Origin of the sequence: Acinetobacter sp. SAAs474, from assembly GCF_032823475.1 — a bacterium.
Lineage (GTDB): Bacteria > Pseudomonadota > Gammaproteobacteria > Pseudomonadales > Moraxellaceae > Acinetobacter.
This window is the reverse complement of sequence record NZ_CP127915.1, coordinates 1,367,161-1,388,287: the sequence shown is the minus strand read 5'-3', so window position 1 is coordinate 1,388,287 and position 21,127 is coordinate 1,367,161. Positions and strand designations below refer to the sequence as shown.

15 protein-coding genes are annotated in these 21,127 nt (G+C 38.0%); 6 read left to right on the top strand and 9 right to left on the bottom strand.

Features of this window, described 5'->3' with window-relative positions:
• Positions 1–421: 421 nt before the first annotated feature.
• The 3 genes from lolA to rplU form a co-directional block, all read right to left on the bottom strand.
• A complete protein-coding gene (gene lolA, locus QSG86_RS07555) occupies positions 422–1,120 on the bottom strand; it encodes an outer membrane lipoprotein chaperone LolA (RefSeq protein WP_317030924.1) in 699 nt (232 codons plus the stop codon).
• 395 nt (positions 1,121–1,515) lie between these two features.
• The gene (gene rpmA / locus QSG86_RS07550; RefSeq protein ID WP_054580114.1) at positions 1,516–1,770 is read right to left on the bottom strand and encodes a 50S ribosomal protein L27; all 255 of its coding nucleotides are present in this window, start codon (positions 1,768–1,770) and stop codon (positions 1,516–1,518) included.
• Positions 1,771–1,789: 19 nt separating this feature from the next.
• A complete protein-coding gene (gene rplU, locus QSG86_RS07545; protein ID WP_317030923.1) occupies positions 1,790–2,101 on the bottom strand; it encodes a 50S ribosomal protein L21 in 312 nt (103 codons plus the stop codon).
• A gap of 622 nt (positions 2,102–2,723) precedes the next feature.
• Between rplU and sdsA the strand changes: the two genes are divergently transcribed.
• From sdsA to adeC, 5 genes are all read left to right on the top strand, one after another.
• On the top strand, positions 2,724–3,701 hold the full coding sequence (gene sdsA / locus QSG86_RS07540; RefSeq protein WP_317030922.1) for an All-trans-nonaprenyl-diphosphate synthase: 978 nt from the start codon (positions 2,724–2,726) through the stop codon (positions 3,699–3,701).
• Between the two features lie 20 nt (positions 3,702–3,721).
• On the top strand, positions 3,722–5,761 hold the full coding sequence (locus QSG86_RS07535) for a site-specific recombinase (protein WP_317030921.1): 2,040 nt from the start codon (positions 3,722–3,724) through the stop codon (positions 5,759–5,761).
• A 1,244-nt stretch (positions 5,762–7,005) separates the two neighbouring features.
• Positions 7,006–8,235, top strand: coding sequence for an efflux RND transporter periplasmic adaptor subunit (locus QSG86_RS07530; RefSeq protein WP_317030920.1), 1,230 nt, complete (start codon positions 7,006–7,008; stop codon positions 8,233–8,235).
• A gap of 15 nt (positions 8,236–8,250) precedes the next feature.
• Complete coding sequence (locus QSG86_RS07525; RefSeq protein ID WP_317030919.1) at positions 8,251–11,430, top strand: efflux RND transporter permease subunit; 3,180 nt, start codon at positions 8,251–8,253, stop codon at positions 11,428–11,430.
• Positions 11,430–12,878: an AdeC/AdeK/OprM family multidrug efflux complex outer membrane factor gene (gene adeC / locus QSG86_RS07520; RefSeq protein ID WP_317030918.1), complete on the top strand. Its 1,449-nt coding sequence runs from the start codon at positions 11,430–11,432 to the stop codon at positions 12,876–12,878. The genes QSG86_RS07525 and adeC overlap by 1 nt, the downstream gene beginning before the upstream one ends.
• 81 nt (positions 12,879–12,959) lie before the next feature.
• Here the strand turns inward: adeC and QSG86_RS07515 are convergent, their stop codons facing one another.
• Both QSG86_RS07515 and QSG86_RS07510 read right to left on the bottom strand, forming a co-directional pair.
• A complete protein-coding gene (locus QSG86_RS07515; RefSeq protein WP_317030917.1) occupies positions 12,960–13,766 on the bottom strand; it encodes an SDR family oxidoreductase in 807 nt (268 codons plus the stop codon).
• Positions 13,767–13,770: 4 nt separating this feature from the next.
• Positions 13,771–14,463 (bottom strand): hypothetical protein, encoded by a 693-nt coding sequence (locus tag QSG86_RS07510; RefSeq protein WP_317030916.1) that lies wholly within the window; start codon positions 14,461–14,463, stop codon positions 13,771–13,773.
• 383 nt (positions 14,464–14,846) lie between these two features.
• Between QSG86_RS07510 and QSG86_RS07505 the strand changes: the two genes are divergently transcribed.
• Positions 14,847–17,741 (top strand): valine--tRNA ligase, encoded by a 2,895-nt coding sequence (locus QSG86_RS07505; RefSeq protein WP_317030915.1) that lies wholly within the window; start codon positions 14,847–14,849, stop codon positions 17,739–17,741.
• 98 nt (positions 17,742–17,839) lie between these two features.
• Here the strand turns inward: QSG86_RS07505 and QSG86_RS07500 are convergent, their stop codons facing one another.
• The 4 genes from QSG86_RS07500 to QSG86_RS07485 all read right to left on the bottom strand — a co-directional run bounded on the left by QSG86_RS07500 (position 17,840) and on the right by QSG86_RS07485 (position 20,880).
• Positions 17,840–18,877 (bottom strand): hypothetical protein, encoded by a 1,038-nt coding sequence (locus tag QSG86_RS07500; RefSeq protein ID WP_317030914.1) that lies wholly within the window; start codon positions 18,875–18,877, stop codon positions 17,840–17,842.
• 273 nt (positions 18,878–19,150) lie between these two features.
• The gene (locus QSG86_RS07495) at positions 19,151–19,819 is read right to left on the bottom strand and encodes a DUF799 domain-containing protein (RefSeq protein WP_317030913.1); all 669 of its coding nucleotides are present in this window, start codon (positions 19,817–19,819) and stop codon (positions 19,151–19,153) included.
• Positions 19,816–20,190, bottom strand: a complete 375-nt coding sequence (locus QSG86_RS07490; protein WP_317030912.1) for a DUF4810 domain-containing protein — start codon at positions 20,188–20,190, stop codon at positions 19,816–19,818. The genes QSG86_RS07495 and QSG86_RS07490 overlap by 4 nt, the downstream gene beginning before the upstream one ends.
• Positions 20,191–20,205: 15 nt before the next feature.
• Positions 20,206–20,880: a CsgG/HfaB family protein gene (locus QSG86_RS07485; RefSeq protein ID WP_317030911.1), complete on the bottom strand. Its 675-nt coding sequence runs from the start codon at positions 20,878–20,880 to the stop codon at positions 20,206–20,208.
• Positions 20,881–21,127: the final 247 nt, after the last annotated feature.

Here is a 21,127-nt window from a genome sequence, read left to right as displayed (position 1 = left end):
CATCCCTCATACTTCACCCAGCCATATCATTCTGCTGCTTAAGCCTAAGATTGCATCTGTACAATACAACATGACACGATATCAGCATAGCTATTAATAAATCATAAAAATTCGCATAATCAATTAAATAGCATCATATTTCTCTGTATGATCTGGCTTAAGCTACTCAAGCCACGTATTTATTCTATTCAAGTTACTGAAAAAGATAACTGGTTAAATTTAGCGCAAAAAAATATCGATCAGGCATAAACTGAACATTTAAATCTTAAGCTCGGCAAAATCAAGACCATCATGCAAAATAATGCCAAAATACTAAAAATTAGCCTAACTTAAGCAATCAATGCTATTGATCAGTATGATCTACAGCATTGATTAACTCAGCAGAGAATCAAGATGTGCTTTAGCAGCAAGCTTGGCACTATTATTGATCAATAATATCCGTGCCTTTAGGTGGTACAAAATTAAATGTGGCTGCAGGAATCGCACCATTGACCACTACATTTCTAAATTTGATATACGTGGTTTGATCTAGTGAATCCTGTAATACCATCATGGACGGTTTATTTTTAGCACTAAAACTAATTGTTAAATGCTGAAATGCACCCTCTTTATTTTTAGGTGTTAAAGTATAGTATGTTTTGCTTTGATCAGGTTGAGCAACCTTATAAGCTGTCATGATTTGATTGGTATTACCAGATAACAATAATGCAGGAGTATTTGACATTTGTTCATCTAAACTTTGTCGTACTGCTTGTTGTAAGTCTGGATCATAAATCCATACTGTTTTTCCGGAAGATACTATTGTCTGTTTTACTGGGCTACTGGTTTCCCAATAAAACTTCCCAGGGCGTTCAACTTTCATTACACCCTTAAAAGTCTGATTCATATGCTGGGCTGTTAAGCCTTTACTTTTCACAGCCTTAGGATGAGTCACTTTCGTCGTTTGTTCAAAATTTGCAGTTAAGCGCTGCATACCTTTCAGCTGATTAATTAAGCTTGCCGTTGCCTGCTGCTCTGATGCTGCAACCGTTGCAGCAGATACTGTTGTACTCAGTATAGCTGGTACCAACATACCTGCAGCCAATGTTAAGCAACATACGTGATGACGACGCATATTCATAGATCTACCTTTGATATTTGCTTAAAGCAAGTTATGACCAATATTAAAATCATTAAAACAAAAAAATTAAGATAAAATAAGGATGTTTGTATTTCTCTTCAACAAAAAATTAGGCTGTTTGTGTAGTTTTTGTAGCATAATTTAGCTGATTCAATGCACCTGATACAGAGATCGCAATCAAATAACTGCACCTAACTACTCAGTCCCGTACATTTATCCTTACAGTGTTTTCAATTCAAAATATCAGCCAAGATCAATGATTAAGTACATTTAAATCAACGGTATATTGATCAAAAACAACCTGTTATTGTATGGCTATTGTGTAAATTAACTGTAAAACACCCATGCTAAAACGAAAAAAAACCCACAAAAGTGGGTTTCTTTACAATCAAAGCTTATGCTTCAACAGTAACGTAGCGACGGCCAAATTGACCTTTCACTTCGAATTTTACTACACCGTCAGCGGTAGCAAATAAAGTATGGTCACGGCCCATACCTACGTTTGCACCAGCGTGGAATTCTGTACCACGTTGACGAACGATGATGTTACCAGCAGTCACAGTTTGACCACCATAAACTTTAACACCTAACATCTTAGGATTTGAATCACGACCGTTCTTAGTAGAACCACCGGCTTTCTTACTCGCCATGTCTTATACTCCTAGTGGATTAGCCTGAAATACCAGTAATTTTCAACTCGGTAAACCATTGACGGTGACCTTGTTGTTTACGGTAATGTTTACGACGACGCATTTTAATGATGCGAATTTTGTCGTGACGACCATGGCTAACCACTTCTGCAGTTACTTTAGCGCCAGCAACAACTGGAGCACCGATTTGAACGCTATCACCGTTCACAACCATCAATACGTCATCAAACGTAATTGTTGAACCAGTTTCAGCTTTCAATAATTCAACTTTAAGGGTTTCACCCTCAACTACACGGTGCTGTTTACCACCGCTTTGGATTACTGCGTACATAATGTACTCCAACATACCCGTGTTGTCGTGCCGATAAAGGGATATATCGAACTTAAAACGATCACCACTGGGGGTTATACAAGGGCAAATATCTTAAGGGATATTGATGCAAACAACAAGCCATTTGCTGAAAAAATTAGCAGCAGAATATTGATGCTTAATTCAACAATATACTTAAAATGATGGATTGCTCTAGCCAACAAACCATGCTTTTATTGATATTCAGAAAAATAAATCTACACCACACCATCTAGCCATCTTACTCATCACCTAGCATTTGAGATCAAGCATTCACGATATTGATGTTTAATTGAATTGTATTAATTTTAATTACACAGTAGCGAGATCATGATGATCGCAAATAGCCAGATAAAAATCATATCAATCAGGCCCATAGGTTCTATTGATATAAATCATTAAAAAATAAGGAAAATCCAATATCATCTTTAATCAATAATGACGATTTAATACGCTAAATTAAACAGATACGATACGCTGGCTTATAGATTAAAAATGTTTTTTTTGGCAGACTTGTTGAAAAAGCTTTACGCTATACTGTGTGTTTCCTGATAAATTACATCTTTCAATCTTTTTTATTGAATAAAATGAGGTTTCGCTTTACATGACCATCGATTTTAAGCAAGACATTCTCGCTCCTGTTGCAACTGATTTTGCTGCGATGGATACATTCATTAATGAAGGAATTACGTCTAAAGTTGCCTTAGTAATGGCTGTTAGCAAGCATGTTGTTGAAGCTGGTGGCAAACGTATGCGTCCGATTATGTGCTTACTGGCAGCAAAGGCTTGTGGAAGCATAGATTTAGAACAACACCGTAAACTTGCCGCTATTATTGAGATGTTACATACAGCAACATTGGTTCATGATGATGTGGTTGATGAATCTGGTTTGCGTCGTGGACGTCCAACAGCCAATGCAACATGGAACAACCAAACGGCTGTACTGGTAGGTGATTTTCTGATTTCACGTGCGTTTGATTTACTGGTCGATCTCAACAATATGACCTTACTCAAAGATTTTTCGACAGGAACCTGCGAAATTGCCGAAGGTGAAGTGTTACAATTACAATCACAACATCAACCCGAAACTACAGAAGCAACCTATCTCGATATTATTCATGGTAAAACATCACGCCTATTTGAATTAGCAACAGAAGGTTCAGCAATTTTATCGGGTACACCAGCCTATCGCGAACCATTAAAACGTTATGCTGGACATTTTGGCAATGCGTTTCAAATTATTGACGATATTTTAGACTACACCTCAGATACAGAAACCTTAGGAAAAAATATTGGTGATGATTTAATGGAGGGTAAACCCACCCTACCGTTAATTGCTGCACTTAAAAATACCACAGGCCAAGAACATGAACTGATTCGTTTAAGTATTGCCACAGGTGGTACCGCAGATTTGGAACAAATCATTCAAATTGTCCATGATTCAGGTGCACTCAACTACTGTCGAGAACGTGCAAAACAGGAAACCGAAATGGCTATCCAAGCACTACAGTACTTACCAGAAAGCGAGTATCGTACAGCATTGGAAAATCTAGCACGTCTTGCACTGAATCGTATTCAGTAGTCAACAGATATTGATTGTCTATGCATATTCAACTGAATGACTTAATTAGCAGTATGCAAGAACAGCTTGCCTGTCATGCTGTTCTTGACGATACCCTAGTGATTGAATTGGTCAATCGAATTCGTCCAACGGATACGAGAAATAGTCAAGAAATACAACATAAATTTGCTGCATTTATTCAAGCAATACTGATCACACCCAATGCGGCACACACCTTACAAAGCTTTATGCTTAAACTGATCAGCCAATATAAGCAGACCAGTTTATATGCTGATACAGGTATTTTATCATTAGACGGTTTTTGGAATCAGTTATTTCAACGTCTTGGTGCACATTTTTTACCCTTGATTGGTGACAAAGACCACCTACATGATTTGATTCAAAATGTTTTTCATCAACATAGTGATCAATACTGGTTAGAAAGCATTCAACAACAGCAGTGGCAACAACTGTTTAACTTATTAAATCAAGGTCATTGTAATCAACACGAAAAGCATATTATTCGTCGGGATTTAATTAAAGCACTGACTGTACTTTCTTATCGTGTTAGTGGTATTGGTTTATATCCAGAGTTTATTAATGCATCCCCCGAATTAACCGAATATGAATCACCATTTCTGGTACAAAACCGTGAAATTATTGATTTTATACAACAATATAAACAACTCTTACAAAATCATGAAGACTTTAGCGATATCACACTGCCAGATATTGCACCTGCATTGGTCATGTTAGAACAATGTCGTGATGCTGTACTTAAAATTCGTCGTTCAACAAAACGTATTGGGGTAAGCATCAGTCTTACTTATCTGTTGTCTTTACAAGAACAATGTTTAGAGCGTATTGAAATCATTTTAAATTTGTTGGTCGGTGAAGATCAGCTGCGCTATCAATCTTTGGGTAACTTACTCAGTGATATTACAGATGCCATTTATAGTGAAACCAGTGTTCGTTCCCTACTTGCCGAAAACAGTGAATTAATTGCACTTCAAGTAACTGAGAATGCAAGTAAAACTGGAGAACATTATGTCAGCACCGATAAAAAAGGCTTTTTTGCGATGTATCGCTCTGCTGCAGGTGCCGGTGTATTAATCGCTTTTATGGCGACCTTTAAGACCCTGATGGCACGTGTTAGCCTAGCGCCCTTAATGCAAGCCTTTTTTTATAGTATGAACTATTCACTTGGTTTTATGCTGATTCATATTGTGCACTTTACGGTTGCAACCAAACAACCTGCAATGACAGCTGCCGCATTGGCCGCCACAGTACATCATCGTAAAGGTTCAAAAACGGCGCAGTTGGCTGAAGTTGCGGCACTCATTGTGAATATTATCAGAACACAATTTATTGCCATTTTAGGCAATATCTCCATTGCTATTCCCGTTGCTGCATGTATCGCTTTTTTTTGGAATGAAGCATTACATGAGCCGCTGATGACACATATTAAAGCGGCTAAAACATTACATGATCTCAATCCTTTTACCTCTTTGGCCGTTTTTCATGCTGCGATTGCGGGCGTATGTTTATTTTTCTCAGGACTATTGGCTGGATATTTCGATAATATGGCGGTATATCGTAAAATTGGGCCACGAATTCAAGCACATCGCCGCCTAGAGAAGTTATTGGGTCAAGCACGATTAAATCGTTTTGCTGTCTATATTGAAAGAAACTTGGGGGCTTTAGCGGGTAATTGTTTATTTGGGATCATGTTAGGCAGTATGGGAACACTCGGCTATATTTTAGGTTTACCTCTCGATATTCGCCATATTGCATTTGCTTCTGCAAACTTTATTCAAGGTTTAATGAATATTAATGGCTCACCTGATATTGGCTTAATTATTGTGTCATTTTTAGGCGTATTGCTGATTGGTTTAACCAATTTATTTGTCAGCTTTACACTCACCATTATTGTGGCATTACGCGCCAGACGCGTACGCTTTGAACAATGGAACGCCTTAGCAAAGTTGGTACTCACACACTTTTTAACACGACCAAGTGACTTTTTTTGGCCTCCTAAACAACCTTTACAAATTCATGACCATCATGATCACCATAAATGATCATATTAAAATCATGGCGTTACCGTATCATAATGTACCTAACACATGATATCACCGAGCTTATGACAAAAATCAAAACATTATCGCGATAACTTTAGAACAAGAGTAGTAGCGTGAGTGGACTGCTCTATCCAATCCAAACTCACTTACACGCTGATGGATATCAGCAATCGATACTGCCTTAGTTTAAGTACCGACTTTATCTTAAATATCGACTTCTTTTCCCACAATAACAGTGACTCTTCCCCTCAACATAATTTATCCATATAAATCGCCAACCATGTCAAGATATGACCAAATAGAAATGATTGCTATTTTTAATAATGAATCCTCACAGATTGCTTGAAATAAAGTGTACTGATGGGTACACTTTGTGTTTGTTAATTCAGCAGCAGGAGAAACTAAACCATATAAGATGTGAAAAACATCAAATTCAGTTGATGAAATACACCGCTTTATTTGTCATCAAAGCGTAGGCTAAACTTTTAGTTTAAATCTTGCGCCAGTCATGCTACAGATCAGGCATTAGCATATTATTCCATCGAGTTCTCAATCAATTTTAGATTGAAAACTTAGTCGTATCATTGCTAAAAATCAATTGGATTGACGATCACTCCAGCCATCAATCGTGTTTAAGCAGATGCGGTGTTTTGATGTATCGAGCATAATTTAAGGCAAACTCATTTACGGCGCTATTTTTTAATAAAATATTGATTTTTAATCATAAACAAGATGATCAGCCCTAAATCACACTGCTCAATTGCAGTATATAAGGCATCGTCATGCAAAAATTAGCATTAAATGAGTAGGTATATCGTGTGTTTTTTACAACATCAATATGGTGTTTGTGTACTGACTAATGGTATAAAAATGCAGAATTACGAATTTTATTTACACGGAATTTCCCGGAAAATAGGTGGTGTATTTATCGCGATAAATGATAATCAAGCATTACGCTGAAATGACACCTGATGCATATATTCTCAATGTAAATTGAACTTTAACATCAACGCTATCATTTACATTAGCATATCTTGATTAGAACATCGCATGATATTTGATGCGCTATTTAATGTATGTTAATGAAATTTTAAACGTGATATGAAGAGCGTGCCTTAGCTCACGGAAATATGGTGGTCTATTGTACAAATTTAATATATTTCAATACTTTACTCTTTGTTAATCAGTAATGATTATACAAAGAAATTAATAGTTTTAGATAAAAATCTAATCGAGGTGAAACAATGATGTCTGCAAAGCTTTGGGCGCCCGCCCTGACTGCTTGCGCATTAGCAACGAGTATTGCACTTGTTGGTTGTAGCAAAGATCCTAAAGATGCTCAGCAAGCGGCTGCTGCCCAGAAAATGCCACCAACTGAAGTTGGTGTCATTGTCGCTCAGCCACAAAGTGTTGAACAATCGGTAGAGTTATCTGGACGTACTAATGCTTATGAAGTGTCCGAAGTTCGTCCACAAACCAGTGGCGTTATTCTAAAACGTTTATTTGTTGAAGGCAGTTATGTTCGTGAAGGCCAGCCTCTTTATGAACTAGACTCTCGGACGAATCGTGCTGACCTAGAAAATGCTAAAGCTGCACTGAATCGCCAAAAAGCAAATCTAGCGATGTTACGTGTGACTGAACGACGTTATCAAGAGCTGGTCAAGGCAAATGCTATTTCTAAACAGGAATATGACAATGCGGTAACGCAAGTTAAGCTTGCTGAAGCAGATGTGATTTCATCTCAAGCACAAGTGAGAAATGCTGAAATCAATTTAGGCTATTCAACCATTCGTGCACCTATTTCAGGTCAGAGCAATCGTTCAACAGTCACCGTGGGTGCATTGGTCACGGCAAATCAAGCTGATCCTTTAGTGACTATTCAACGTTTAGATCCAGTTTATGTTGATATCAACCAATCCAGCGCAGAAATGTTACGTTTACGTCAAGCACTCAGCAAAGGAAGTATTGATAGTAGTAATAACACCAAAGTGAAACTAAAACTGGAAGATGGTAGTTATTATCCACTTGAAGGTATGTTGGCATTTTCAAATGCAAGTGTAAACCCGGATACCGGTACCGTGTTATTACGTGCGGTATTCCCAAACCCTAACCATGTTTTACTTCCTGGTATGTTTGTCAACGCACAAATTGTACAAGGTGTCATTCCAAATGCTTTCTTAATTCCACAAGTATCGATTACGCGTACACCAACAGGTCAAGCAATGGCAATGCTGGTCAATGCGAAAGGTCAAGTGGAATCTAGACCAGTAACAACAGCGGGTACGCAAGGAACCAACTGGATTGTCACCGACGGTTTAAAAACTGGAGATAAAGTCATTGTTGATGGTATTGCCAAAGTCAAACCTGATCAACAAGTTGTTGCTAAACCTTATCAACCTCAAGCAGCTGCTCCTCAAGGTTCACAGCCTGCAAATCAAGCCAGTGCTAAACCTGAACAAAAAGCTACTACATAATAAGGAGTAGACTGCATGGCTCAATTTTTTATTCATCGCCCTATTTTTGCTTGGGTGATTGCATTGGTTATTATGCTGGCCGGGATTACTTCCCTGCTTAATATGCCAATTGCACAATACCCAACTGTTGCTCCGCCAACAGTTACAATTTCAACAACTTATCCTGGTGCATCAGCAAAAACTGTTGAAGATACTGTAACGCAAATTATCGAGAAGCAAATGAATGGTCTCGATGGCTTACGCTATATTTCTTCGAGTAGTTATGGTAATGGTCAAGCATCTATTGCAGTAACCTTCAAACAAGGGACCGATCCAGATATTGCACAGGTACAAGTACAGAATAAATTGCAATCTGCAACTGCACTACTTCCTCAGGCCGTTCAACGTCAAGGGGTGACTGTCACCAAGTCTGGTTCAAGCTTTTTACAAGTAATTGCCTTTTATTCAGATAATGGCCAATTATCTGCAGAAGACATCAAAGACTATGTCAACTCTTATATTTCTGAGCCACTAAGTCGTGTCACTGGTGTGGGTGAGGTACAGGTTTTTGGTAGTTATTATGCCATTCGTATTTGGTTAGATCCTGCAAAACTTGCTAGCTATCAAATTACACCGACCGATGTTTCTAATGCAGTGACTGCACAAAATGCGCAGGTTGCGGCAGGTCAAGTGGGCGGTGTTCCGGCTGTAAAAGGACAAGTACTGAATGCGACCGTAAACAGTCAAAGTTTACTGCAAACACCAGAACAGTTTCGTCAAATTTATCTTAAAACCACCACCAACGGTGCTCAAGTTCGCTTAGGCGATGTTGCACGTGTTGAATTAGGTTCAGAGAATTATCAGTTTGATTCCAAATTTAATGGTAAACCAGCAGGTGGTGTAGCGATTAAACTTTCAACGGGTGCCAATGCTTTAGATACAGCACAAGCCGTTGAACAACAACTCGCTCAGTTACGTAAAAACTACCCTGAAGGCTTACAAGATCAAATTGCATTTGATACAACACCTTTTATTAAAATCTCAATCGAGAATGTCGTACATACCCTAATTGAAGCGATTGTACTGGTATTCTTGGTCATGTTCCTGTTCTTACAAAACTGGCGCGCAACGTTAATTCCAACACTTGCTGTACCCGTTGTTGTCCTTGGAACATTTGCTGTTATTAATGTCTTTGGTTTCTCGATCAACACCTTGACCATGTTTGCAATGGTACTTGCTATTGGCTTGCTGGTCGATGATGCGATTGTTGTGGTGGAAAACGTAGAACGTGTTATCCAAGAAGATCACTTAGACCCTGTACATGCGACGGAAATCTCTATGAAGCAGATTTCTGGTGCTCTTGTCGGGATCACCAGTGTGCTTTCTGCCGTTTTCATTCCGATGGCATTTTTTGATGGAACAACAGGGGTTATTTATCGTCAATTTTCCGTAACACTTGTTGTTGCAATGGTATTGTCGTTATTAATCGCATTAACCTTTACACCTGCGTTATGTGCAACCATGTTAAAAGCACATAATCCCGATGAAAAACCAAGTAATAGTCTACCCGCACGCTTCTTTAGATGGTTTAATCGAACCTTCGAAAATATTAGTCACCGTTATCAAAATGGTGTCAACCGTATGACACACCATAAAATCTTTTCTGGTGTCTTATATGTTGCTGTAATTGGGGTTATCGTTTTAGTATTATATAAAATGCCTTCGGCATATTTACCAAACGAAGACCAAGGGGTGATTATTACCCTTGTTCAATTACCCGATAATGCTTCATTACAACGTACTGAAAAAGTCGTTGAACAAATGAGCAGTTATTATCGTGAAAAAGAAAAAGCGGCTGTAGAATCTGTATTTAGTGTTGCAGGTTTCTCTTTCTCAGGCATTGGGCAAAACGTGGGTCTAGCCTTCGTTAAGTTAAAAGACTGGAAAGAACGTACGACACCTGAGACTCAGATTGGTGCCATTATTCAACGTAGTATGATGATGAATATGTTGTTTAAAGATGCAACATATATCTTGCCACTACAGCTCCCTGCAATGCCTGAATTAGGAGTCAGCGATGGCTTTAACTTAGAGCTGCGTGATGTCGGAGGCAATGGCCATCAAAAACTCAATGAAGCACGTAATGCTGTACTTGCAATGGCAGCAAAAGATCCACGTTTGATGCAAGTTCGTCAAAATGGTCAAAATGATAATGCTCAATATCAAATTAATATTGATCAGGCTGTTGCCGGTGCTATGGGGATTAATTTAGCAGATATCAATAACACCATGAGTATTGCTTGGGGTGGATCTTATGTAAATGACTTTATTGACCGCGGTCGTGTGAAAAAAGTCTATCTACAAGGTGAAGCTGATGCGCGTATGATGCCGGAAGATTTAAACAAATGGTATGTTCGCAACAATCAAAATACCATGGTACCATTTTCAACGTTTGCCACAGGTGAATGGACCTATGGTTCGCCATTGCTGCAACGTTATAATGGTGTATCTGCGATCAATATCCAAGGTTCTGCAGCGCCAGGCTCAAGCTCTGGTGATGCGATGCTTGCCATGGAAGAAATTATTGCAAAACTGCCTGAACAAGGTTTGAAAGGCTTTGATTATCAATGGACAGGTATTTCCTTAGATTCTCAAGATTCATCATCTCAAGCACCTTTAGTATATACCCTATCATTATTAATCGTCTTCTTATGCTTAGCCGCATTATACGAGAGTTGGTCAGTACCTTTCTCCGTTATTTTGGTGGTACCACTAGGTGTCTTAGGTGCTGTGATATTAACCTTCTTGGCTATGATTCTGAAAAGTGATCCTAACTTATCAGATAACATTTACTTCCAAGTTGCGATTATTACGGTAATTGGTCTATCGGCAAAAAATGCGATTCTTATTGTTGAATTTGCGAAAGAACTGCAAGAGAAAGGCGAAGAGCTTTTTGAAGCAACATTGCATGCAGCAAAAATGCGTTTACGTCCAATCATTATGACTACTTTAGCATTTGGTTTTGGTGTACTCCCACTCGCCCTCAGTACCGGTGCTGGTGCAGGAAGCCAAAACTCTGTAGGTTATGGTGTCTTAGGTGGCGTACTGTCTTCGACTCTACTCGGTATTTTCTTTATTCCTGTATTCTTCGTTTGGATTCGTTCGATCTTCAAATACAAACCGAAAAATATTAATCGTCAGGAGCAATCATCGTAATGCAAAAATTATGGTCTATCACAGGTCGTAGCATGACGGTATCTGCACTCGCGCTTGCTTTGGCTGCATGCCAAAGCATGCGTGGCCCAGAGCCCGTCGTACAGGCAAATATTCCAAGCAGTTATAGCAATGCTTCTGGTTCATCTATTGCAGAACAAGGTTATAAAGATTTTTTTGCTGATCCAAGATTAATACAAGTCATCGATCTTGCATTAGAGAATAACCGTGATTTGCGTACAGCAGCGTTAAATATCGAACGTGCTCAGCAACAATACCAAATCTCACGCAATAATGAGCTTCCGACCATTGGTGCCAGTGGTAGTGTATTACGTCAAGACACCATTGGATCGTCTGGACCTACAACAAGCTATAATATTGGCTTAGGTCTAACGGCATATGAATTAGACTTCTGGGGACGTGTGCGTAGTTTAAAAGATAGTGCTTTAGATACCTATCTTGCAACACAAAGTGCACGTGATGCGACACAGATTTCACTGATTAGCCAAGTCACTCAAGCTTGGTTAACCTATGCCTATGCCAATGCCAATTTACAACTGGCTGAGAAAACACTCAAAAGCCAACTGGATGCCTATAATCTCAATAAAAAACGTTTTGATGTTGGGATTGACAACGAACTCTCCGTACGTCAAGCACAAATCTCTGTTGAAACCGCACGTAATGATGTAGCAAGCTATAAAACACAAGTAGCTCAAGCTAAAAACGCACTTAATCTATTGGCTGGTGAACCAGTACCTGACAATCTATTAGCAAAAAATAAAGTGAGTAAAATCACCAATATTGATGCTATTGGAACTGGACTACCAAGTGATCTCTTGCTGAATCGTCCAGATTTACGTAGTGCAGAATTTAAACTGTCTGCAGCAGGTGCTAATATTGGTGCAGCAAGAGCACAGCTCTTTCCAACCATTACACTCACAGGTACTGCAGGTTATGGTAGTACTGATTTAAGTGATTTATTTAAATCAGGTAGCTTTATTTGGTCTGTAGGTCCTAGCCTGAATCTTCCGATTTTTGACTGGGGTACACGTCGCAGTAATGTTAAAATTGCTGAAATTGATCAAAAAATTGCCTTATCTGATTATGAAAAATCTATTCAGTCTGCATTTAGCGAAGTCAATGATGCTTTAGCGGTCCGCTATAATATTGCTGACCGTCTTTCTGCACAACGACGCTTAGTTGAGGCATCTAAAGCATCTTACCGACTTTCAAGTGCCCGTTTTAATGCGGGTATTGATGGTTATCTTAATGTCTTAGATGCGCAGCGTAGTTCTTATGCGGCTGAACAAGGTTTATTAACATTAGAACAGGCAAACTTGAACAATCAAGTCGAGCTTTATAAATCTTTAGGCGGCGGTGTAAAAGCCAACAGTAGTACAACTGTACAAAAACCGTTAAGTTCTGAGCAACAGCATCGTCAAAATCAGTAATTGATATTGACTTGATATTCAAACACATCAATTAAGGAGTTTAGTCATAAACTCCTTAATTTTTTAAATTCCTTGATGTATTTATTTTACTTTAGCTTTACGAATCATTTTATATAAAGTACTCGGCGATAAACGTGAAATCCACGTGCCTAAACGTTCTTTGGCACCACCAATGACAATATATTCTTGACCATCCATCAGTGCTTTTAATGCCATCCGAGCAAATTGATCCGCATCTAAACCTTGCTCAATTGCTTCATCTTGATGACATTGTGCTTCTCCTGCACCATTGAGTGCATTTAACGATACGTCTGTATTGACAAAACCAGGAAAAAGAACAGATACCTCAATGCCTTGATCGGCAATTTCAGCGCGAAGACTATTGGCCCACATATGAATTGCGGCTTTGGCAGCAGAATAGCTGGCTCTATATTGAGTGCCCAACAATCCTGCGACACTCGATACAAAAATAATCCGTCCTGACTGTTGTTGCATAAAAGTTGGTAATACGGTTTTAGTTAAAAACACTTGTGCAAAATAATCGATCTCCATAATGGTACGTTCAGTTTGCATACTGGTTTCTGTAATTAAAGCACGTTGACTCAAACCCGCATTGTTAATCAACCAATCAATACGTCCCTTATGCGCTAATACCTTTTGATAGGCTTCAGAGACTTCAGCTTCATTGGTAATATCCATGGCAATACACAGATGTTGTTCTGGATGAGCGAGTGTCAAACGAACCTGCTCTAGTACGTCAAAACGACGTGCAGTTAAAATAACCGATGCACCCTGCAAGGCACATGCTTTTGCCAGTGCCCTACCAATACCAGATGATGCACCTGTAATCCATACTACCTGTTGATTTAAATGATTTAATTTTTTCATATCGTTATGCAATCCCATGATACTGAAGTGGTTGATCCTTAGAAATCATTTTTAAAAAAGTGATAAAGTAATGAAAATAATCTTGAGCCGTATCTAAACTTAATTGAGATGCAATTTTTTCAATGCGTTTATACGCCAATTGAGTGCTCAGTTTTATAACACCATTTAATGTTTTATCTACTATAAAATTAAATTTTAACAATGCTTTAGGCTGATAAATTAAACAGTTGACCCCTTGATCAATAATATCAATAAAAATATCAAAGCAGATTTGAATGGAGGCGATATTTGCCAAGTCTAGTTGTCTAACGCTATGCAGTGCTTGTCGTGCCAATTGATAATCAATGGGATAGGTTAAAAATACCTGTTGTGAAGATTGTTGAACGATTTGATCATAAAGATAATTGACCATAGGCACTAAACGCTGGTTACTCAGCAAGGCTATTGACCAAGGCATATAATGACGTAAATAATCCTTAATCTGCGTGATCGTTTGCTCGGTTTCACCTACACCTTTAAAATTTTGTTCCGTTATTGTGCCAAAAACCTGCTCAATGACTTCACAAGCAATATCAGTCAATATCCGTCCTAATGGTTTAGCCAAAGGTTGCGCATCATATTGATTTAACTGCTGACGTATCTGCTGAAAATGCTGGAAAGTCTTGGCATTTAATTGAATATAGATAAAATAGTCCATTCGTTTTCTCCATTTTTATCATGATACTGATGCCAGCCCGATCAATATCTCTTCTGATGACAACTAAAAATTAGTTCAATATCAATAGTCTAAATTAAATCTAAAAAATAATCATATCTTGATATATAGTTGTTACAAGCTATTCTCATCATCAGTTGATGATCTCTATAATATAGAATGACGGTATGAAGTTAAGCGAAATCTTGGAAAAATAGCGAGCTTATACATGCTGTTCATCCTATTAATATCATGATAAAAGTGGATTAAATCTATTTTTTATCAATCTTAATACGACATCGTGCCGGCTGTTCAAGACATCACTAAAAGTCTATTTTTTTGCTACAATAGCAACAATTTTTATCTACTTTTAATCTATTTAGACTATGACAAATTCAGCGCAAAATATTGCGACCACCTACGATCCAACCGAGATCGAAAAAAAATGGTATCAAACTTGGGAAGAACGTGGTTATTTTAAACCATCTCAACAAGGCGAATCTTTTTGTATCATGATTCCGCCACCCAATGTCACTGGTAATTTACATATGGGACATGGCTTTAACAATGCCATTATGGATGCACTGACTCGCTATAATCGGATGTCAGGTAAAAATACCTTATGGCAACCGGGTACCGATCATGCTGGTATTGCGACACAAATGGTGGTTGAACGTCAACTTGCTGCAGAAAATATTAGCCGCCATGATCTTGGCCGTGACAAATTTATTGAAAAAGTATGGCAATGGAAAGAACAATCTGGCGGTAACATCACGCGTCAAATTCGTCGTTTAGGTTCATCTGTTGATTGGTCACGTGAACGCTTTACAATGGATGAAGGTCTATCCAATGCCGTTAAAGAAGTTTTTGTTAAACTGCATGAGGAAGGACTCATTTATCGTGGTAAACGCCTAGTAAACTGGGATCCTAAATTACAAACTGCACTTTCTGATCTAGAAGTAGAATCTGATAAAGAAGAACAAGGTTCATTATGGCACTTCAAATACTTCTTTGAAGATAAGTCATTACGTACACATGATGGTAAAGACTATATTGTCGTTGCAACTACGCGTCCCGAAACACTGTTAGGTGATACCGCTGTTGCCGTAGCACCAGATGATGAACGCTATGCGCATCTGGTAGGAAAAAACATTATTTTACCTATTACAGGTCGTGCAATTGCGATTGTTCAAGATGAATATGTTGAAAAAGAGTTTGGTACAGGCTGTGTTAAAATTACACCTGCACATGACTTTAACGACTATGAAGTCGGTAAACGCTGTGAATTAGCGATTATTAATATCTTTAATAAAAATGCAGAAGTTCTAGCAGAATTTGAGTATATCGCTAAAGCAGGTGAACAAATTTCAAAAACCATCCCTGCACCAGCAGAATATATTGGTTTAGAACGCTTTGCGGCACGTCAAAAATTAGTTGAACAGGCAGAGGCAGAAGGTTGGTTAGATCAAATTCAACCTTATACCCTTAAACCACCTCGTGGTGACCGTTCTGGTGTCATTGTTGAACCATTACTGACCGATCAATGGTATGTCAAAATTGCACCGTTAGCACAACCTGCAATTCAAGCAGTCAAAGATGGTGATATCAAATTTGTTCCCGAACAATACAGCAATATGTATATGGCTTGGATGAACAACATTCAAGACTGGTGTATTTCTCGTCAATTATGGTGGGGCCACCGTATTCCTGCTTGGTATGATGAGCAAGGCAATGTCTATGTTGGACGTAATGAAGCTGAAGTACGCCAACAAAATAATATTGCTGCCGACGTTGTTTTAAATCAGGATGAAGATGTCCTTGATACTTGGTTCTCTTCTGCACTCTGGACATTCTCAACTCTAGGCTGGACGGGCGATGCTGAGAAAGATGCAAACAATTATTTCTTAAATACCTTCCATCCAACAGATGTACTGGTCACTGGTTTTGATATCATTTTCTTCTGGGTTGCCCGTATGATTATGATGACCATGCACTTTATGAAAAATGAAGATGGTAGCGCTCAAATTCCATTTAAAACCGTTTATGTACATGGCCTAGTTCGTGATGGTGAAGGTCAAAAAATGTCAAAATCTAAAGGGAACGTACTCGACCCATTAGATTTAATTGATGGGGTTGATCTGGAAACACTGGTACAAAAACGTACTTATGGATTAATGAACCCGAAACAAGCGGCTAAAATTGAAAAATCTACCCGTAAAGAATTCCCTGAAGGTATTCAAGCATACGGAACTGATGCTGTACGCTTTACTTTCTGTGCCCTTGCCAATACAGGTCGTGATATCAAATTTGATATGAAACGTGTTGAAGGCTATCGTAATTTTGCCAATAAAATTTGGAATGCTACACGTTTTGTACTGATGAATGTTGAAGGACAACAGGTTGGACAAACTGCGCATCCTGAACTGTGGGAATTACCAGAACAGTGGATTATCAGCCGATTACAAAAAGCCGAAGCTGCAGTTCAGCAAGCATTTGCGACTTATCGTCTAGACTTAGCGGCACAAGCAATTTATGAGTTTATCTGGAATGAATATTGTGATTGGTATGTAGAATTAACCAAACCAGTACTCAATGATGAACAAGTCCCTGAAGCACGTAAAGCAGAAGTGCGTCGCGTACTCTTGGCTGTTATGGAAGCCTCTTTACGACTCGCTCATCCAATTATGCCATATTTAACTGAAGAAATTTGGCAAACGCTTGCACCAAAATTGGGGATTGCAGGTGAAACGATTATGCTGGCATCATATCCAACGCCTGATTGTGCAAAAATCAACGAACAAGCCGAAGCAGATATGCAATGGTTACAAGGTCTGATTGGTGCTGTACGTAATATTCGTGGAGAAATGGGCCTAGGCAATGCACGTTTATTGCCTGTATTATTACAAAATACTACTGACGCTGAAAAAGCTCAGATTTCACGTATTGAACCTTTATTTAAAGCTTTAGCAAAAGTTGAAAATATTACATTCTTGAATTCTGACCAACAAGCACCATTGTCTTCATCTTCTGTCATCGGCCATGTTTCTGTCTTGGTTCCAATGAAAGGTTTGATTGATCCTCAAGCAGAATTAGCACGGTTACAAAAAGACTTAGACAAGGTACAAAAGCAACATGATCAGATTGCCAATAAGCTTTCTAATCCTGGATTTGTCAATAAGGCACCCGCAGCCGTGGTTGAAGGTGAAAAAGCTAAACTGGCTGAATTTGTAGATCAATTAAATAAAATCAGAGCCAATATGGAACAAATTGCGGCACTTTAATCACCGTTGCTGTGTTTCATAAACTTCATCTCAAACATGCCAGTCACATCGTGACTGGCATGTTATTTTATTATGACAGTAGATAAAAATATCCTGAATTACACTGCATATGGATCTTGATAGTCCTGATCAATTTCATAGCCCTGTGTCACAGCCGCTTGTTCTGCAAGATCTCTTAAATCTGCTGCTTTTTCTTTATATATTTGAAATTCATCGCTATATAAATCACCATCTGCAATATCCTGAATTTCACAATGCTTGGCCAAATAATGTGCTTGATAAAAAGATAAATAATCTGCTTTAGACAGCTCAATCAGGGCAGAATAATCTGCTGTAAATAAAATTTCCATTACAACACCATCTAAATACCAACATGAATGTATCGCCTGCCCTTGCTCAATCAAGCATTGATAAAATTGTTGATAAGAAAGTAGTTGAGGCGCAATCATACGCTGTTCTTCAATCAAGAGTTTTGCAGCAGAGGAAAGTGCATATCGCGCTTCATGTGGATAATAATAATTTTTCCAACCCAAATGCATAAACTGGCAGTGCTTTTCAATATATTGCGTATAAACATGTTCTAAGGAAACCTCAGGATTTGCCCAAATATCACGAATATGATAAGCATAGATTTGTTTGTGTCTGAGATAACAACTCAAAATATAGCTATTTTGAAAGGTTAGATACTGTTCTGAACACTTAAAATGAATTGGTATATCGCGGATCTGGTCTTTTGACTGATGTAATAAATCAGTCAGAATTAACTCAAAGGTATGCTGGGATTGTTGTGTACTTGCCAGTAATCGTTCTAATTGTTGTGGTGACAGCATCAATTGTTGCTGTAAAGCAGACAATGCATCTTGTGCAAAACTTAATGCCAAACTGGGTATCTCTTGTTTCAAAATAAGATGATTTAAATCATGCTGTTGCGACTCTAAATGTTGAATATTTTTCCGACCAGCCAAACCCAGATGCTGTAAATATTGATCATAATGTTGAAGTCGTTGATGATCGGCATTACCAGATAATAGACGATGTTTTAAACATGATTTTTTTCTTAATTGATAAAAATAAAAAAAGAGAAAGACAACTAAAGATATTATAATCGTTAATGATATAAAAATTGATAAGCGCATTTCTCCCTCTTTTAACATTTAAATCAAATGAATATAATTTAATCATATTGTATTTTAACTAAACAATTAATTTATCATGATCGATGATCATACCGTTATCTTTGACCATCATATTTTCTCTATATTTTGTAAATACTAATAAAAATAGTGACGGATCACGTTTTGATATCAAAATATTATTATAACGATACGGTTTATTATTTTGTTGATGTTGATATTTCTCAATCTAAAACTAATTGTATAGAAATATCAACATAATATTAAATTGACTTTTTACTTTGCCTCAACTGTATTTTGTGGAAAGTAAGGTGAACGTGGACCATAAAGTAGACCCTGCTGACGATTCAATTGCGGTGTATATAATTGCTGGCTAAGTGCTTGTGACAACAGATAGCCCTTATCTTGTACATCATTCGAAATCTGCTCAATTACTGCACCAACCAACATTGCAATTAATCCAGAATTATTCTCAGCACTTGATTCAGTCAACTGTTGTTGCCCTTGCCACAGTAATTGACCGGTTTTTAAATCCACCAGTTTTGCCTCTACAGCAACAGAAGCTACTGTTTGCACAACCTGATATTTGGAACCATATTGCTTAACTTTAATATATAAAGCGGCATCAGCACCAAAAATTTTCTGCAACTTTTGCGGCGTAATCGATTGTGCATCAAAACCATTGCTAATCCCATTCTCTTTAAACATCACATCGACAATAGACATTGGAAAAACATAATAGCCCGCTTCTGCAAGTGGAACCATCACACTAGACCAATAACCATATGTCGCACGTGGATCAGGTGATTCATTAATCGGTGGTAAGACCAAAATAGATTTTGGCATATGAGACTGATAGACACTCAAATCCCGAGAAGGCTGTGGATTTACCATACAACCCATCAAGACACTACAGATAGCTAAAAGCAACCCTATGCTTTTCATGGCTTACTCCCAGATGAATGCATCATTTTATTCAATAGATAATCCATTAATGTTGCGGATTCAGGATAGGTCTGGCGCTCTAAACGAAAGTATTCAATAGCGCGAGCAGTATGATGAATATCCAAATTTAACAAGCCAAGATGTGCGTAAAAACCTGGTGGAACAGCCTGTTGATGTGCTTTAGCCTTTTCAAGATCTTTTTCAAGCAGCGTAATTTGTGCCTCAATGGATATTTTTTCAGGTTTACTCATCAACAAATAAGATTGTTGAGGATAACTTCCCCAATAATATAAGGGCTGAGCCGTTTGACTCATACATCCGGCCATCACAAGTGGAAACAAGCCAACCATTAGCATCTTTAATCTTTTCATGGCTTAGCACCTGTTTTAGCGTACAAGCCATTGATTGGTTTGGATATCATTTACCAGATTATTAACCGCTTCACGTATTGCCAAATCCAAAACCTTACCATTTAAAGTGGAATCATATGATGCTGTACTGCCAAATCCTAAGATCTCTCTCTCACTTAAGGCATACTCACCTGCACCTTGTACTGAATGCACAATTTCTGAAGTCTTGACATCGACAATATTTAAATTGACTTTTGCATAGGCAATCTGAGATTTACCACGCCCTAATAGGCCAAATAATTGCTGATCACCCACCTCTTTACGACCAAATTCCGAAACATCACCTGTAATCACATAACGTGCACCTTTAATGGATTGTGGTGCCTGATTAAACTGACTCTCTTGTGCTAAGGCTGCGAGGTTATCGCGATTTAATACAGAGAAATAACCACTTTGCTGTAAATGGGTTTCCAAAATTGTTTTGGCTTGTCCCCCCAATCGATCGACATGATCTGTAAAAATTCCACGCATATAATTGGAACGATTATCAAAATTGCCAATTGAAATCGGTGTTTTTAATCCCTTATATTGCGTTGCTTGACCTGCAGTATTCACTTTGGTTGCTTGAATAACTTTAGAACTTTCTGTTGTTGAACATGCACTTAAACCAAATACACTGATAACACTGAGTAAGACAATTTTATCTAGCATGCTATTTCCCCGAATATATAAATATATACAAATAAAAGAAAATTATACGATTATTTAATCTTATACATAATAAAAAACGATAGATGGCGAACAAATATTCAGCACAACCAGCAAAGCTGATATCAATCAGCAGCAAATAATTCCAACATTACCGACTGAGCAAACTTTTACTTCTTGACGATGATCCGCATTTAAACAAGCTTCTGTTTTATATTAATTTATGTTTTAAATTATTTTAATAATGACA

Coding starts and splice junctions, on each gene's coding strand:
- lolA (WP_317030924.1), bottom strand. CDS start 1,120: ATGAATATGCGTCGTCATCACGTATGTTGCTTAACATTGGCTGCAGGT.
- rpmA (WP_054580114.1), bottom strand. CDS start 1,770: ATGGCGAGTAAGAAAGCCGGTGGTTCTACTAAGAACGGTCGTGATTCA.
- rplU (WP_317030923.1), bottom strand. CDS start 2,101: ATGTACGCAGTAATCCAAAGCGGTGGTAAACAGCACCGTGTAGTTGAG.
- sdsA (WP_317030922.1), top strand. CDS start 2,724: ATGACCATCGATTTTAAGCAAGACATTCTCGCTCCTGTTGCAACTGAT.
- QSG86_RS07535 (WP_317030921.1), top strand. CDS start 3,722: ATGCATATTCAACTGAATGACTTAATTAGCAGTATGCAAGAACAGCTT.
- QSG86_RS07530 (WP_317030920.1), top strand. CDS start 7,006: ATGATGTCTGCAAAGCTTTGGGCGCCCGCCCTGACTGCTTGCGCATTA.
- QSG86_RS07525 (WP_317030919.1), top strand. CDS start 8,251: ATGGCTCAATTTTTTATTCATCGCCCTATTTTTGCTTGGGTGATTGCA.
- adeC (WP_317030918.1), top strand. CDS start 11,430: ATGCAAAAATTATGGTCTATCACAGGTCGTAGCATGACGGTATCTGCA.
- QSG86_RS07515 (WP_317030917.1), bottom strand. CDS start 13,766: ATGAAAAAATTAAATCATTTAAATCAACAGGTAGTATGGATTACAGGT.
- QSG86_RS07510 (WP_317030916.1), bottom strand. CDS start 14,463: ATGGACTATTTTATCTATATTCAATTAAATGCCAAGACTTTCCAGCAT.
- QSG86_RS07505 (WP_317030915.1), top strand. CDS start 14,847: ATGACAAATTCAGCGCAAAATATTGCGACCACCTACGATCCAACCGAG.
- QSG86_RS07500 (WP_317030914.1), bottom strand. CDS start 18,877: ATGCGCTTATCAATTTTTATATCATTAACGATTATAATATCTTTAGTT.
- QSG86_RS07495 (WP_317030913.1), bottom strand. CDS start 19,819: ATGAAAAGCATAGGGTTGCTTTTAGCTATCTGTAGTGTCTTGATGGGT.
- QSG86_RS07490 (WP_317030912.1), bottom strand. CDS start 20,190: ATGAAAAGATTAAAGATGCTAATGGTTGGCTTGTTTCCACTTGTGATG.
- QSG86_RS07485 (WP_317030911.1), bottom strand. CDS start 20,880: ATGCTAGATAAAATTGTCTTACTCAGTGTTATCAGTGTATTTGGTTTA.